This is a genomic window from Streptomyces sp. NPDC058284 (genome assembly GCF_042881135.1).
GTDB lineage: Bacteria > Actinomycetota > Actinomycetes > Streptomycetales > Streptomycetaceae > Streptomyces.
Genome location: NZ_JBHVYE010000003.1, coordinates 299,449 through 312,508, shown reverse-complemented (window position 1 = coordinate 312,508; position 13,060 = coordinate 299,449). Strand labels below are relative to the sequence as shown.

Here is a 13,060-nt window from a genome sequence, read left to right as displayed (position 1 = left end):
GTTTATCTGAATGTACTGAGCAGTACCCCCGGCGTCATCGGGCGGCGGGTGTGATCGCGCGCACGTTGCGTAATCACTGCATGAAGCGCTGCACTTGAACCATGCTGACGCGAATCGATCACATCGGGATCGCCTGTTTCGACCTCGACAAGACCGTCGAGTTCTACCGCGCGACGTACGGATTCGAGGTGTCCCACACCGAGGTCAACGACGAGCAGGGCGTGCGCGAGGCCATGCTCAAAATCAACGGGACCGACGACGGCGGCGCCTCCTACCTCCAGCTCCTCGAACCGACCCGCGACGACTCCGCGGTCGGCAAGTGGCTGGCCAAGAACGGTGAGGGCGTCCACCACATCGCCTTCGGCACGGCGGACGTGGACGGCGACGCCGCGGCCATCCGGGGCAAGGGCGTACGCGTGCTCTACGACGAGCCCCGGACCGGCTCCATGGGCTCGCGCATCACCTTCCTGCACCCGAAGGACTGCCACGGCGTTCTCACCGAACTTGTCACTTCGGCACCTTCCGAGTCACTGGAGCACTGACCTCCGTATATCTGGGCCGGTAGGGTGAGGGGCGGCCGTCCGAAGTTGCGGGCGGCCACGTGCCGGGGTCCGGGTTTCGGGGGACGAGCGTCGGGGCAGCAGCTCATGCTCCGCTGTTGATCTGACACCATTCCCCCGGGGGCCACGTTCGGCGGATGGACGGGGCCTGTTGGAGAGACTTGCGACCAGGGGACGGATGGGACCGCGCAGTGCGGGGCTACGAACGCCAAGAGAACTCGCGGGCTGAGACCGACAGTCTGTCGCGGTTCGAGGCCGAGATGGACCGGCTGAAGACCGAGCGGGAGAAGGCCGTCCAGCACGCCGAGGACCTCGGCTACCAGGTCGAGGTGTTGCGCGCCAAGCTGCACGAGGCGCGCCGCAACCTCGCGTCCCGGCCTGCCTACGACAGCGCGGACATCGGGTACCAGGCCGAGCAGTTGCTCCGCAACGCCCAGATCCAGGCGGAACAGCTGCGCGCCGACGCCGAGCGCGAGCTGCGCGACAGCCGCGCCCAGACCCAGCGCATCCTCCAGGAGCACGCCGAGCAGCAGGCGCGCCTGCAGTCCGAGCTGCACGCCGAGGCCGTCTCGCGCCGCCAGCAGCTCGACCAGGAGCTGGCCGAGCGGCGCAGGACCGTCGAGTCGCACGTCAACGAGAACGTGGCCTGGGCCGAGCAGCTCAGGGCCCGTACCGAACAGCAGGCCCGCCGTCTTCTGGACGAGTCGCGCGCCGAGGCCGACCAGTCCCTGGCCGCCGCCCGCGCCGAGGCCGCCCGCGTCGCCGAGGAGGCCCGCCGGCGCCTTGCCGACGCCGCGGAGGCCGCCCGCACCGAGGCAGAGGCGATCCTGCGGCGCGCCCGCACGGACGCCGAGCGCCTGCTGAACGCCGCGTCCACGCAGGCCCAGGAGGCCACCGACCACGCCGAGCAGCTGCGCTCGACCACGGCGGCCGAGTCCGAGCAGGCGCGCCGGCAGGCCGCCGAGGCGAGCAGGACCGCCGAGCAGCGCATGAGCGAGGCCGAGGCGGCGCTGCGCGAGGCGCGCGCCGAGGCGGAGAAGGTGCTCGCCGAGGCCAAGGACTCCGCGGCCAAGCAGCTCTCGGCCGCGGAGGCGGCCAACGAACAGCGCACGCGGACGGCCAAGGAGCAGGTCGCCCGGCTGGTCGGCGAGGCCACCAAGGAGGCCGAGTCCACCAGGTCCGAGGCCGAGCAGCTGGTCGCCGACGCCCGCGCCGAGGCCGAGAAGCTGATCGCGGACGCCGCCGAGAAGGCCCGTACGATCACCGCCGAGGAGACCGCGGGCCAGCTCGCGAAGGCCGCGCGGACCGCCGAGGAAGTCCTCGACAAGGCGTCCAAGGACGCCGCGGAGACCACGAAGGCCGCCACCGAGCAGGCCGAGCGGATCCGTTCCGAGGCGGAGGCCGAGGCGGACCGGCTGCGCGCGGAGGCGCACGACATCGCCGAGGAGCTCAAGGGCGCGGCGAAGGACGACACCAAGGAGTACCGCGCCAAGACCGTCGAGCTGCAGGAGGAGGCGCGCAGGCTGCGCGGCGAGGCCGAGCAGCTGCGGGCCGATGCGGTCGCCGAGGGCGAGCGCATCCGGGGCGAGGCGCGGCGCGAGGCGGTCCAGCAGATCGAGGAGGCGGCCAAGTCCGCCGAGGAGCTGCTCGCCAAGGCGAAGGCCGACGCGGACGAGCTGCGGACGGCGGCGACCAGCGAGAGCGAGCGGGTCCGCGCCGAGGCCGTCGAGCGTGCCACGACGCTGCGTACGCAGGCCGAGGAGACCCTGGAGCGCACCCGCGCGGAGGCCGAGCGGCACCGCGAGGAGGCCGCCGAGCAGGCCGAGACCACGAAGGCCGAGGCCGAGGAGGCCGCGCGGGCGCTGCGCGAGGAGACCGAGCAGGCCATAGCGGCCCGCCGGGAGGAGGCCGCCGCCGAGCTGACGCGGCTGCACACGGAGGCCGAGGAACGCCTCGCCACCGCCGAGCAGGCACTGACCGACGCCCGCGCCGAGGCCGAACGCATGCGCAAGGAGGCCGCGGACGAGACGGACCGGTTGCGTACGGAGTCCGCCGAGCGGATCCGCACGCTGCAGGCGCAGGCCGAGAGCGAGGCGGAGCGGCTGCGCGACGAGGCCGCCGCCGACGCGTCCCAGGCCCGCGCGGAGGGCGAGAACATCGCCGTACGCCTGCGTTCGGACGCCGCCGCGGAGGCCGAGCGGCTCAAGACCGAGGCGCAGGAGTCCGCCGACCGCGTCCGCGCGGAGGCCGCCGCCGCCGCCGAGCGGGTCGCCGCGGAGGCCGCCGAGGCGCTGGCCGCCGCCCAGGAGGAGGCCGCGCGCCGGCGCCGCGAGGCCGAGGAGACCCTGACCTCCGCGCGCGCGGAGGCCGACCAGGAGCGCGAGCGCGCCCGCGAGCAGAGCGAGGAACTCCTCGCGTCCGCCCGCAAGCGCGTCGAGGAGGCGCAGGCAGAGGCGGTCCGCCTCGTCGAGGAGGCCGACAGCCGCGCGAGCGAGCTGGTATCGGCCGCCGAGCAGCACGCCCAGTCCGTACGCGACTCCGTGGCCGGCCTGCACGAGGCGGCGCAGGAAGAGGTCACGGGCCTGCGCTCGGCCGCCGAGCACGCCGCGGAGCGCACGCGGACGGAGGCGCAGGAGGAGGCCGACCGCGTCCGCACGGACGCCTACGCCGAGCGGGAGCGCGCCACCGAGGACGCCAACCGCACCCGGCGGGAGGCGGCGGAGGCCGCCGAGGCCGCGAAGTCCCTTGCGGAGCGCACGGTTTCGGAGGCCATCGCGGAGGCCGAACGGATGCGCTCGGACGCCTCGGAGCACGCCCAGCGGGTGCGTACGGAGGCGTCGGACACCATCGCGCAGGCCGAGCAGGACGCGTCCCGTACGCGTGCCGACGCCCGCGAGGACGCCAACCGCATCCGCAACGACGCGGCGGCCCAGGCCGACACGCTGATCGGCGAGGCCCGCAGCGAGGCCGAGAAGCTGCAGAACGACACGGTCGCGGAGGCCGAGCGGGTCCGCACGGAGGCCGCCGAGCAGGCCGAGCGGCTGCGCGCCGAGTCGACCGCGGCGGCCGAGCGGCTCACCGCGGAGACCACCGCCGAGGCCGAGCGGCTGCGCGCGGAGTCCGTGGCGAAGGCCGAGAAGCTCATCTCGGACGCCTCGGGCGACGCGGAGCGGCTCCGTGCCGAGGCCGCAGAGACCGTCAACTCCGCGCAGCAGCACGCCGAGCGGATCCGCACCGAGTCCGAGCGCGTCAAGGCGGACGCGGCCCAGGAGGCCGAGCGGCTCACGTCCGAGGCGCGCGATGAGGCCGAGCGGACCCTCGACGAGGCGCGGCAGGCCGCCAACAAGCGCCGTCAGGAAGCCGCCGAGCAGGTCGACAAGCTCATCACGGAGGCCGCGGCGGAGGCCGAGAAGCTGACCGCCGACGCCCAGGAGAAGGCGCTCAAGGCGACCACGGACGCCGAGGCGCAGGCCGACACGATGGTGGGCGCGGCCCGCAAGGAGGCCGAGCGCCTGATCGCCGAGGCGAGGGTCCAGGGCAACTCCCTGGTGGAGAAGTCCCGTACGGACGCGGACGAGCTGCTGGTCGGCGCCCGCCGCGACGCGACCGCCATAAGGGAGCGCTCCGAGGAGCAGCGCGACCGCGTCACCGCCGAGATCGAGGAGCTGCACGAGCGCGCCCGGCGCGAGTCCGCCGAGGCGATGAAGTCGGCGGGCGAGCGGTGCGACGCGCTGGTCAAGGCCGCCGAGGAGCAGCTCGCCGAGGCCGAGGCGAAGGCCAAGAAGCTGGTCTCGGACGCCGATTCGGAGGCAGGCAAGGTCCGGATCGCCGCCGTGAAGAAGGCCGAGGCGCTCCTGAAGGAGACCGGCACGAAGACGGCCGCGCTGAAGAGCGAGGCCGAGCGGATCAAGGCCGATGCGGAGGCGGAGGCCACGCGGATGGTCGAGGAGGGGAAGCGGGAGCTGGAGGTCCTGGTCCGGCGCCGCGCGGACATCAATGCGGAGATCTCCCGTGTCCAGGACGTGCTGGAGGCGTTGGAGTCTTTCGAGGCCCCGTCGAGCGGGGCGAAGACCGGGTCCGGCGGCGGCTCCGGCGCGGGCGGCGTCAAGGCCGGTGCGGCGGCGGGATCGACTCGTTCGAGTGGCAAGCAGTCGGAGGGGTAGTCAAAAGAGCATCTCTCGTGCTCTGAAAGGACCTTTGGCTCTGTTGCTGGCAAGTGCTCTGGCGGTTAGCCACTCAAAAGGGGTGTCATTCTCCAGATCAAACGGGCATCCGCTCGATGACACGCCGCTCGGACCCCTAGGATTCCCTCTATCACCTCACCGGTCTCATTCGACAGGAACCCCATGAGCGACACTTCCCCCTACGGCTTCGAGCTTGTGCGGCGTGGGTACGACCGCGCTCAGGTGGACGAACGTATCTCCAAGCTCGTCTCCGACCGTGACAGTGCTCTTGCCCGTATCACTGCTCTGGAAAAGCGCATCGAGGAGCTCCACCTCGAGACGCAGAACGCCCAGGCCCAGGTCGCCGACGCCGAGCCGTCGTACGCCGGTCTCGGTGCCCGCGTCGAGAAGATCCTCCGCCTCGCCGAGGAGGAGGCGAAGGACCTGCGCGAGGAGGCCCGGCGCGCGGCCGAGCAGCACCGTGAGCTCGCCGAGTCCGCGGCCCAGCAGGTGCGCAACGACGCCGAGTCGTTCGCCACCGAGCGCAAGGCCAAGGCCGAGGACGAGGGCGTCCGGATCGTCGAGAAGGCCAAGGGCGAGGCGAACGCCCTGCGTGCCGAGGCCCAGAAGGACGCGCAGTCCAAGCGCGAGGAGGCGGACGCCCTCTTCGAGGAGACCCGCGCCAAGGCCGCCCAGGCCGCCGCGGACTTCGAGACGAACCTCGCCAAGCGCCGCGAGCAGTCCGAGCGCGACCTGGCATCGCGTCAGGCCAAGGCGGAGAAGCGCCTCGCGGAGATCGAGCACCGCGCGGAGCAGCTGCGTCTCGAGGCGGAGAAGCTGCGGACCGACGCCGAGCGTCGCGCCCGTCAGACCGTCGAGACCGCTCAGCGCCAGGCCGAGGACATCGTGGCCGACGCGAACGCCAAGGCGGACCGGATCCGTTCGGAGTCCGAGCGTGAGCTCGCCGCCCTGACGAACCGGCGCGACTCCATCAACGCGCAGCTCACCAACGTGCGGGAGATGCTGGCGACGCTCACGGGCGCGGCGGTGGCCGCGGCGGGCACGCCCGCCGACGACGAGCCGGCCTCCCGGGGGGTTCCCGCGCAGCAGACCCGCTGAGGAGATCTTGGCGGACCCGGCGCCAGAGCCCCCTGCTCTCCAGTGGCAGGGGGCTTCGTCCCGTTTTAGCGTTGCCGCATGATCGAGCTCGAGGGGCTGACCAAGCGGTACGGCGAGAAGGTGGCCGTCAACAACCTCACCTTCACCGTGCGCCCCGGCATGGTCACCGGCTTCCTCGGTCCGAACGGCGCGGGGAAGTCCACGACCATGCGCATGCTGCTCGGGCTCGACAACCCCTCGGCCGGCGACGTCCGCATCGACGGCAGGCACTACTCCCGGCTGAAGGACCCGCTCAAGTACATCGGCGCCCTGCTGGACGCCAAGGCGATGCACGGCGGCCGCAGCGCCTTCAACCACCTGCTCTGCCTCGCGCAGAGCAACGGCATCCCGCGCGGGCGCGTCACCGAGGTCCTCGACACGGTCGGCCTGAGCGCCGTCGCCAAGAAGAAGGCCAAGGGCTTCTCGCTCGGCATGGGCCAGCGCCTGGGCATCGCGGGCGCCCTGCTCGGCGACCCCGAGATCCTGATGTTCGACGAGCCGGTCAACGGCCTCGACCCCGAGGGCATCCACTGGATCCGCAACCTGATGAAGTCCCTTGCCGCGCAGGGCCGTACGGTCTTCGTCTCCTCGCACCTGATGAGCGAGATGGCACTCACCACCGACCACCTCGTGGTCATCGGCCAGGGCCGCCTCCTCGCCGATCTGTCGATGTCCGACTTCATCCGGCAGAACTCCCGGTCGTACGTCAGACTGCGCTCCCCGCAGCGCGAACGCCTCCTCGACGTGCTGCACGAGGCGGGCGTCACCGCCGTCGAGGCGGGTGACGGCGCCCTCGAAGTGGACGGGGCCGCCGCCGAGCGGCTCGGCGAGCTGGCCGCGAGCCATCAGCTCGTCCTCCACGAACTGAGCCCCCAGCAGGCCTCGTTGGAGGAAGCCTTCATGCAGCTCACCGCGGAGTCCGTGGAGTACCACGCGCACGCCGACCACGAACGCGCAGGCCCCCCGGCGTCCGCCGTCCCGCCGGCGGACACCACCCAGCCGACGAGCACCGGCTGGGGCGAGGGCTGGCAGCGGCGGAAGGGACGTTGAGCGATGGCCGCGACGCAGGTACTGAGATCGGAGTGGACCAAGATCCGCTCGGTCTCGTCGACCGTCTGGACGCTCGGCCTCGCGCTCGTCGTCACGGTCGCGCTCGGCATGGTGATCAGCATCCTGTCCAAGAACGACTACGACAGCCTGGACGCCAAGGACAGGCTGACGTTCGACCCGACCTACATCAGCTTCGCCGGGATGTCCCTCGGCCAGCTCGCGATGATCGTCTTCGGCGTCCTCGTCGTCTCCAACGAGTACAGCACCGGCATGATCCGCACGTCGCTCGCGGCGGTCCCGCAGCGCGCCACGTTCCTGTTCGGCAAGATCGCCGTCGCGACCCTGCTGGCGTTCGTCGTGGGCCTGGCCACCAGCTTCCTCACCTTCTTCGTGGGGCAGGCGATGCTCGGCCAGTACCGGGCCCAGATCGGTGACCCCGGCGTGCTGCGCGCGGTGATCGGCGGCGCGCTCTACATGGCGCTCATCGCGATGTTCTCCATGGGCGTCGCGGCGATGCTGCGCAGCCCGATGCTCTCCCTCGGCATCCTGATGCCGTTCTTCTTCCTGATCTCCAGCATCCTCGGCAACGTATCGGCGACGAAGAAGATCGGCCGCTTCCTGCCCGACCAGGCCGGCAGCAGGATCATGCAGGTCAAGTCGCCGTTCGACGACGACACCCCGTACGGGCCGTGGGGCGGCCTCGGGATCATGGTGGTGTGGGTGGTGGCGGCGCTGCTCGGTGGGTACGTACTCCTGAAGAAGCGGGACGCGTAGCGGTAGCGGTACTCCAGGGGGGCGTGTGACGACGCAGGACCGCGGACTCGCGGCGCTCGGCCTCGACGGCGTGCCCGCCCTGCAACCCCTCACCTACCCGGGCCTGCCCGTCACCGCCCCCTCCCTGCTGACCGGCGCCGAGCTGCTGCCGCTCCGGGCGCTCCCCGGCGGGCTCGGCGGGCTCGGCGGGCTCGGCGGATGGACCGTCGACGGGACCGGCCGCCGCCTCGACGACGTCGTCGCCGCGCTCGGCCAGACACCCGTGGCCGGGCGCGTACCCGTGATGGCCGTCGGCTCGAACGCCTCCCCCGGACAGCTCTCCCACAAGCTCGCCCGGCTCGGCGTCCCCGGCGCCGTGCCGATGGTCCCCGTGAAGCTGCGCGGCATCGGCGTCGGCTGCTCCGCCCACATCGGCCGCGCCGGGTACGTGGCGGCCGCCCCCTACGGCTCCCCCGAGGCACGCGCCACGCTCGTCGTCTCCTGGCTCGACGCGGCCCAGCTCTCCGCGGTCGACGCCACGGAACTCCCCAACTACCGGCGGGTGCTCCTGCCCGGGGACTCGTACGGGATGACGCTGCCGTCCGGCGAGCGGCTCGACGGGGCGTACGTCTACGTCAGCGCGCGCGGCCTCCTCGCCGACCCGGTCACGGGTCTTCCGCGGCCCGGCGGCGGCGACCAGGCGGCGCTGCTCGACGCCCTGCTCGACGCGTCGCCGCCGCTGCGCGAGCTGCTCGGGCCCGACGCCGCGACGTGGGTGCGGCGGGCTGCCGCCGACCCGGAGCTGCGCGCGCGGGGCACCCTCCTCTTCGCCGAGGAGGGCTGGGTGCTGCCGTGGACGGAGCTTCCGCCACCACCGCATCGGTGAGGCCGCCCCGGTGAGCCCGCCGTTTTACCCGCTCTTGGCTGGAACCGTCAGCATCCCGTTATCCTCCTAACCCTTACGGGGGCGTGTGCCCCGACGTCCTGAACCATTCGATGGGTGCGGAGAATGATCGAGGCAGTCGGCCTGACGAAGCGCTACGGCGCCAAGACAGCCGTGTACAACCTTTCCTTCCAGGTGCGGCCGGGAACCGTCACCGGCTTCCTCGGGCCCAACGGCTCGGGCAAGTCGACGACGATGCGCATGATCCTCGGGCTCGACGCGCCCACCACCGGGCAGGTGACGATCGGCGGCTATCCGTACCGCAAGCTCCCGAACGCCCCGCGCCAGGTCGGCGCGCTGCTCGACGCCAAGGCGGTGCACGGCGGCCGGCACGCCCGCAACCACCTGCTCTGCCTCGCGCAGCTCTCCGGCATCCCGGCCCGCCGGGTCGACGAGGTGCTCGGCGTCGTGGGCCTCCAGGACGTGGCGAAGAAGCGCTCCAAGGGCTTCTCGCTCGGCATGGGCCAGCGCCTCGGCATCGCGGCGGCGCTCCTCGGCGACCCGCAGGTGCTGCTCTTCGACGAGCCGGTCAACGGCCTCGACCCCGAGGGCATCCTCTGGGTGCGCAACCTGATGAAGTCGCTCGCCGCCGAGGGACGCACCGTCTTCGTGTCGTCCCACCTGATGAGCGAGATGGCACTCACCGCCGAGCACCTGATCGTGATCGGCCGCGGCCAGCTGCTCGCCGACATGAGCGTCAAGGACTTCATCTCGCACAACTCCGCGGACTTCGCGCGGGTGCGCACGCCGGAGACGGAGCCCCAGCAGCGCGAGAAGCTGACGGCCGCGCTGACCGAGGCGGGCGGCCAGGTGCTGCCCGAGCAGGACGGCGCGCTGCGCGTCACGGGCCTGCCGCTCCCCCGCATCAGCGACCTCGCGCACGGCGCGGACGTCCGCCTGTGGGAGCTCTCGCCGCACCAGGCCTCCCTCGAAGAGGCGTACATGCGGATGACGCAGGGCGCCGTCGACTACCGCTCGACGGTCGACCAGCGCGCGGGCTTCGAGCAGCAGGCGCCGCCCGGCGCGCTGCCGCAGGGCCCGGGTCAGCCGCCGGTGCCCGGCCAGGGCCAGCCCGGCTGGTACGCCCCGCCGCCGCCCCAGCAGGGCGGGCAGCAGCCCTTCGCGATGCCGCAGCCGCAGGGCGCGCCCGGCACCCCGAACCCGTACGCCACGGCCCCGCAGCAGGCCCCGGCGCCCCAGCAGGCCCCGGCAGCCCCCGCCCCCGCAGCCCCCGCCCCCGACATGACCAAGCGCGACAGCGAGGACCAGCGATGACCACGCCTCCGACTCCGCAGCAGCAGCCGCAGCCGCAGGCGCAGCCCCAGCAGGCGTACGCACAGGCGGGCGCCCCGATGCAGGGCGACCCGGCGCAGGGCGCCCCGATGCAGGGTGTCCCCGCGGCGCCCGCGCCCGCCGCCCCCGCGCCGCCCTCCGCCTGGCAGCAGGCGATGGCCAACGCGTACACCTCGCCGATCCCGGTCACCAAGACCCACCTCGGCAACGCCCTCGCCTCCGAGTGGACGAAGATCAAGTCGGTCCGCTCCACGATGTGGACCCTGGGTATCTTCCTGCTCCTGGTCATCGGCATCGGCCTGCTCGCCGTGGCCAACACGGGCCCGGCGGACTACGCGGACATGCCGTTCACCGTGCCGGCCTTCTTCGGCCTGATGCTCGGCCAGATCTGCCTGATCACGCTCGGCGTGCTCGTCACCTCGTCCGAGTACGGCACGGGCATGATCCGTACGACGTTCACCGCGTCCCCGCAGCGCCACCGCGTCCTCACCGCGAAGATCCTGATCTTCTTCGTGGTCGCCTTCGTCGTCTCGGCCGGCTCCATCCTGCTGGTGGGCCTGGCCGCGTCGGCCGCCAACAGCGGCCCGGAGGCGGGCGACGTGCCGTGGCTGGGCTCGGTCTTCAAGGGCGGTCTGTACGTCTCGCTGCTCGGCGTCCTCGCGCTCTGCGTCGGCTCCATTCTGCGGCACTCCGCGGGCGCCATCACGGCGATGCTCGGCGTGGTGCTGCTGCCCGCGATCCTGGGCGGGTTCCTGATGATCTGGAAGAGCACCCAGCCGCTCGGCGAGAAGATGAACGACTACAACGCCATCACCGCGCTCGCCAAGATCTTCGGCGCGGACGACACGGGCGCGAGCGGCGGCTCACAGCTGGCGCTGCTCGTGGTGGTCACGCTCGTTGCCGTCGCCGGCGCGTTCGCCCTCCTGGAGAAGCGCGACGTCTGACCGGTACGAGCAGCCGCAGGGAACTCAGTACCTCGGCGCGTTACGGGACCGCTGCACCCGCGTGGTGCGGCGGTCCTTCGCGTTCCAGCACGCCTTGTGCCAGTGCCTGCGCTCGTCCACGCCCGAGTGCTCGGGCCAGGCCACCACGTGCGCGAGGGCCGAGGGGATCTCCTGGTCGCAACCGGGGCAGCGGTACCGCTTGCCCGCCGCGCTCGCGCCCGCGACATGGCGCACGTTCCACTCCTCGCCCTGCCAGCTCTCGGTGTTCTGGAAGCCGCCGTAGCGGCCCGACGGCACCGCGCCCGCGGACGCCCTCGGCTCTCCGGCGCCCTTGGGGCGGTTGCGACGCGGGGACACGAAACACCTCACGGGCTGTACGGCGGTCAGGAGGGTGACCAGCCTACGCGCCACGCCGTGGGGTACCCGTCCCCCGCCGACGACCACCGGCCCCCTCCGTCGCGCCCGCGTCGCACGGAAAATCCAACAATCTTCCTTCCAGGCCGTGCCTTTGGCACGTGTCACGCGTTGTTGCCGTAGGGGGAGTGCCTGCGTCGGCGCCAAGGAGGCAGGAGTTCGATGCGTGTAGGTAGTTTTGTTCTGGCCGCCCAGTTCCCCGGTCAGGGGCAGGGGGAGGCGCTGCACCGAGCGGTGCGGTCCGCCGAGGTGGCCGAGGAGGCGGGGCTCGACTCCGTCTGGCTCGCCGAGCACCACTTCGTGCCGTACGGCACGTGCCCGTCGGCGGTGACCCTCGCGGCGCTGCTCCTCGGGCGGACGCGGCGGATCCACGTCGGCACAGCCGTGAGCGTACTCCCGACCGCGCACCCCGTGGCGCTCGGCGAACAGGCCGCGCTGCTGCACGTGACGTCCGGCGGCCGGTTCTCGCTCGGTGTCGGACGCGGCGGCCCGTGGGTGGACCTGGAGGTCTTCGGGGCCGGTCTCGAGGCGTACGAGAAGGGGTTTCCCGACTCCCTCGACCTGCTCCTCAGGTGGCTGAACGAGCCGCGGGTGGAGGGCTACGGCGAGCGGTTCGCCTTCCGCGAGGTGGCCGTCGTACCGCGCCCCCAGGAAGCGCTCAACGGAGTGGGCGACAGCGGCCCCGAGGTGGTCGTCGCCTGCACCTCGCCGTCCAGTGTGCGGCTCGCCGCGCAGCGCTGCCTGCCGATGCTGCTCGGCATGCACGTGGGCGACGACGAGAAGGCCGAAATGGTGGCCTTGTGGAGCCGCCACGCCCGTGCGGCGGGGCACAGCCCCGAGAAGGTCGGTGCGGCCTCCCACGTCTCCGCCGGTGTCGCCCAGATCGCGGACCGTCGCTTGGAGGCGGCCGAGACCTTACAGAAGGCGATGCCGGGCTGGCTGCGGCAGGGCCTGGACGCACATGTGACCGTGGACGGCCGGCACCGCGCCATGCGAGATCCACTGGCCTACACCGAACTGCTCTGCGGGCTGCACCCGGTGGGCACCCCGCAGCTGTGCGCGGACCGGCTCGCGGCCACCTCGGAGCGCACCGGCATCACGCGCTTCGCGCTGCTCGTGGAGGGCTCGGGCGATCTCGCGGCCACCGAGGAGAACGTACGGAGGCTGGGCACCGAGGTACTGCCCCAGCTCGGCTGAGATCCGCCGTCGGCTGCGGAGCTGCCGCTCCGGACTGAACACCTCCCGCGTACGGAGCGGCAGCAACATGCCTCAGCAGTCCCGGAGTTCGGGTGACTGATTGAGCAGCTGGCCCCGTATCGAGGTGAAACGGGCGAGCCGGTCGTCCACCGACGGATCCAGCGGGAAGACCGCTACGCGGTGGCAGTTCTGGAATGCCAGACGCACCCCGAAATGCCGCTGCAGGGCACCGCGAATCGCGTCACTCGCGAGGGCGCGCAGCAGCTGGCCACGCGCCTGCTCGTCCGGCGGCGGCGTCTGGTTGTCGGCGAACTCACCGCCGTCGATCTTGAGCTGTGCCACCAGGGAGCTGATCATCTCCCATGCGTAAGGCAGGGAGGTCCGGACGCAGTCGACGAATTCCGCTTCGTCGACCTCGCCTCGCTCGGCCTGTTCCAACAGCGCCGGTGAGACGTCGAGCGACATGGGTTCTCCTCTCACACCCCCGGGGAGCGGGGGTTTCGGACAGGGATGGAGCCCGCCTATGCAGCGTGCACGGATGACGACCTCTTGCTTCTACGGTAGGCACCGGGCGGTGGCGGCACC

The 13,060-nt window shown here is 72.2% G+C and carries 11 protein-coding genes; 9 read left to right on the top strand and 2 right to left on the bottom strand.

Features of this window, described 5'->3' with window-relative positions; translation table 11 throughout:
* The first annotated feature begins 101 nt into the window (after nt 1-101).
* The 8 genes from mce (at nt 102) to ACFVYR_RS07360 (ending at nt 10,864) form a co-directional block, all read left to right on the top strand.
* On the top strand, nt 102-542 hold the full coding sequence (gene mce, locus ACFVYR_RS07395) for a methylmalonyl-CoA epimerase (RefSeq protein ID WP_384248881.1): 441 nt from the start codon (nt 102-104) through the stop codon (nt 540-542).
* A gap of 209 nt (nt 543-751) precedes the next feature.
* Nucleotides 752-4,723: a polarized growth protein Scy gene (gene scy / locus ACFVYR_RS07390; protein ID WP_384248883.1), complete on the top strand. Its 3,972-nt coding sequence runs from the start codon at nt 752-754 to the stop codon at nt 4,721-4,723.
* Between the two features lie 183 nt (nt 4,724-4,906).
* Nucleotides 4,907-5,842: a cellulose-binding protein gene (locus ACFVYR_RS07385; RefSeq protein ID WP_384248886.1), complete on the top strand. Its 936-nt coding sequence runs from the start codon at nt 4,907-4,909 to the stop codon at nt 5,840-5,842.
* A 78-nt stretch (nt 5,843-5,920) separates the two neighbouring features.
* Nucleotides 5,921-6,931, top strand: coding sequence for an ABC transporter ATP-binding protein (locus ACFVYR_RS07380; protein WP_384248888.1), 1,011 nt, complete (start codon nt 5,921-5,923; stop codon nt 6,929-6,931).
* A 3-nt stretch (nt 6,932-6,934) separates the two neighbouring features.
* A complete protein-coding gene (locus tag ACFVYR_RS07375; RefSeq protein ID WP_384248891.1) occupies nt 6,935-7,705 on the top strand; it encodes an ABC transporter permease in 771 nt (256 codons plus the stop codon).
* Nucleotides 7,706-7,730: 25 nt separating this feature from the next.
* Nucleotides 7,731-8,570 (top strand): hypothetical protein, encoded by an 840-nt coding sequence (locus tag ACFVYR_RS07370; RefSeq protein ID WP_384248893.1) that lies wholly within the window; start codon nt 7,731-7,733, stop codon nt 8,568-8,570.
* Nucleotides 8,571-8,693: 123 nt separating this feature from the next.
* Nucleotides 8,694-9,902 carry an ABC transporter ATP-binding protein gene (locus tag ACFVYR_RS07365; RefSeq protein ID WP_384248895.1) on the top strand — a complete coding sequence of 403 codons (1,209 nt, stop codon included), beginning with the start codon at nt 8,694-8,696 and terminating at the stop codon, nt 9,900-9,902.
* A 107-nt stretch (nt 9,903-10,009) separates the two neighbouring features.
* The gene (locus ACFVYR_RS07360; RefSeq protein ID WP_384249541.1) at nt 10,010-10,864 is read left to right on the top strand and encodes an ABC transporter permease; all 855 of its coding nucleotides are present in this window, start codon (nt 10,010-10,012) and stop codon (nt 10,862-10,864) included.
* Nucleotides 10,865-10,888: 24 nt separating this feature from the next.
* Here the strand turns inward: ACFVYR_RS07360 and ACFVYR_RS07355 are convergent, their stop codons facing one another.
* Nucleotides 10,889-11,221, bottom strand: coding sequence for an ATP/GTP-binding protein (locus ACFVYR_RS07355; RefSeq protein ID WP_384248898.1), 333 nt, complete (start codon nt 11,219-11,221; stop codon nt 10,889-10,891).
* 219 nt (nt 11,222-11,440) lie between these two features.
* On the opposite strand from ACFVYR_RS07355, the gene ACFVYR_RS07350 reads away from it, so the two are divergent.
* On the top strand, nt 11,441-12,475 hold the full coding sequence (locus tag ACFVYR_RS07350) for an LLM class flavin-dependent oxidoreductase (protein WP_384248900.1): 1,035 nt from the start codon (nt 11,441-11,443) through the stop codon (nt 12,473-12,475).
* Nucleotides 12,476-12,547: 72 nt separating this feature from the next.
* On the opposite strand, the gene ACFVYR_RS07345 is transcribed toward ACFVYR_RS07350, so the two are convergent.
* Nucleotides 12,548-12,940: an SCO5389 family protein gene (locus tag ACFVYR_RS07345; protein ID WP_384248902.1), complete on the bottom strand. Its 393-nt coding sequence runs from the start codon at nt 12,938-12,940 to the stop codon at nt 12,548-12,550.
* Nucleotides 12,941-13,060 lie beyond the last annotated feature (120 nt).

Bases quoted from the DNA above. Each gene is read 5' to 3' on its own strand.
- mce (WP_384248881.1), top strand. From the start codon at position 102: ATGCTGACGCGAATCGATCACATCGGGATCGCCTGTTTCGACCTCGAC.
- ACFVYR_RS07385 (WP_384248886.1), top strand. From the start codon at position 4,907: ATGAGCGACACTTCCCCCTACGGCTTCGAGCTTGTGCGGCGTGGGTAC.
- ACFVYR_RS07380 (WP_384248888.1), top strand. From the start codon at position 5,921: ATGATCGAGCTCGAGGGGCTGACCAAGCGGTACGGCGAGAAGGTGGCC.
- ACFVYR_RS07375 (WP_384248891.1), top strand. From the start codon at position 6,935: ATGGCCGCGACGCAGGTACTGAGATCGGAGTGGACCAAGATCCGCTCG.
- ACFVYR_RS07365 (WP_384248895.1), top strand. From the start codon at position 8,694: ATGATCGAGGCAGTCGGCCTGACGAAGCGCTACGGCGCCAAGACAGCC.
- ACFVYR_RS07360 (WP_384249541.1), top strand. From the start codon at position 10,010: ATGCAGGGTGTCCCCGCGGCGCCCGCGCCCGCCGCCCCCGCGCCGCCC.
- ACFVYR_RS07350 (WP_384248900.1), top strand. From the start codon at position 11,441: ATGCGTGTAGGTAGTTTTGTTCTGGCCGCCCAGTTCCCCGGTCAGGGG.
- ACFVYR_RS07345 (WP_384248902.1), bottom strand. From the start codon at position 12,940: ATGTCGCTCGACGTCTCACCGGCGCTGTTGGAACAGGCCGAGCGAGGC.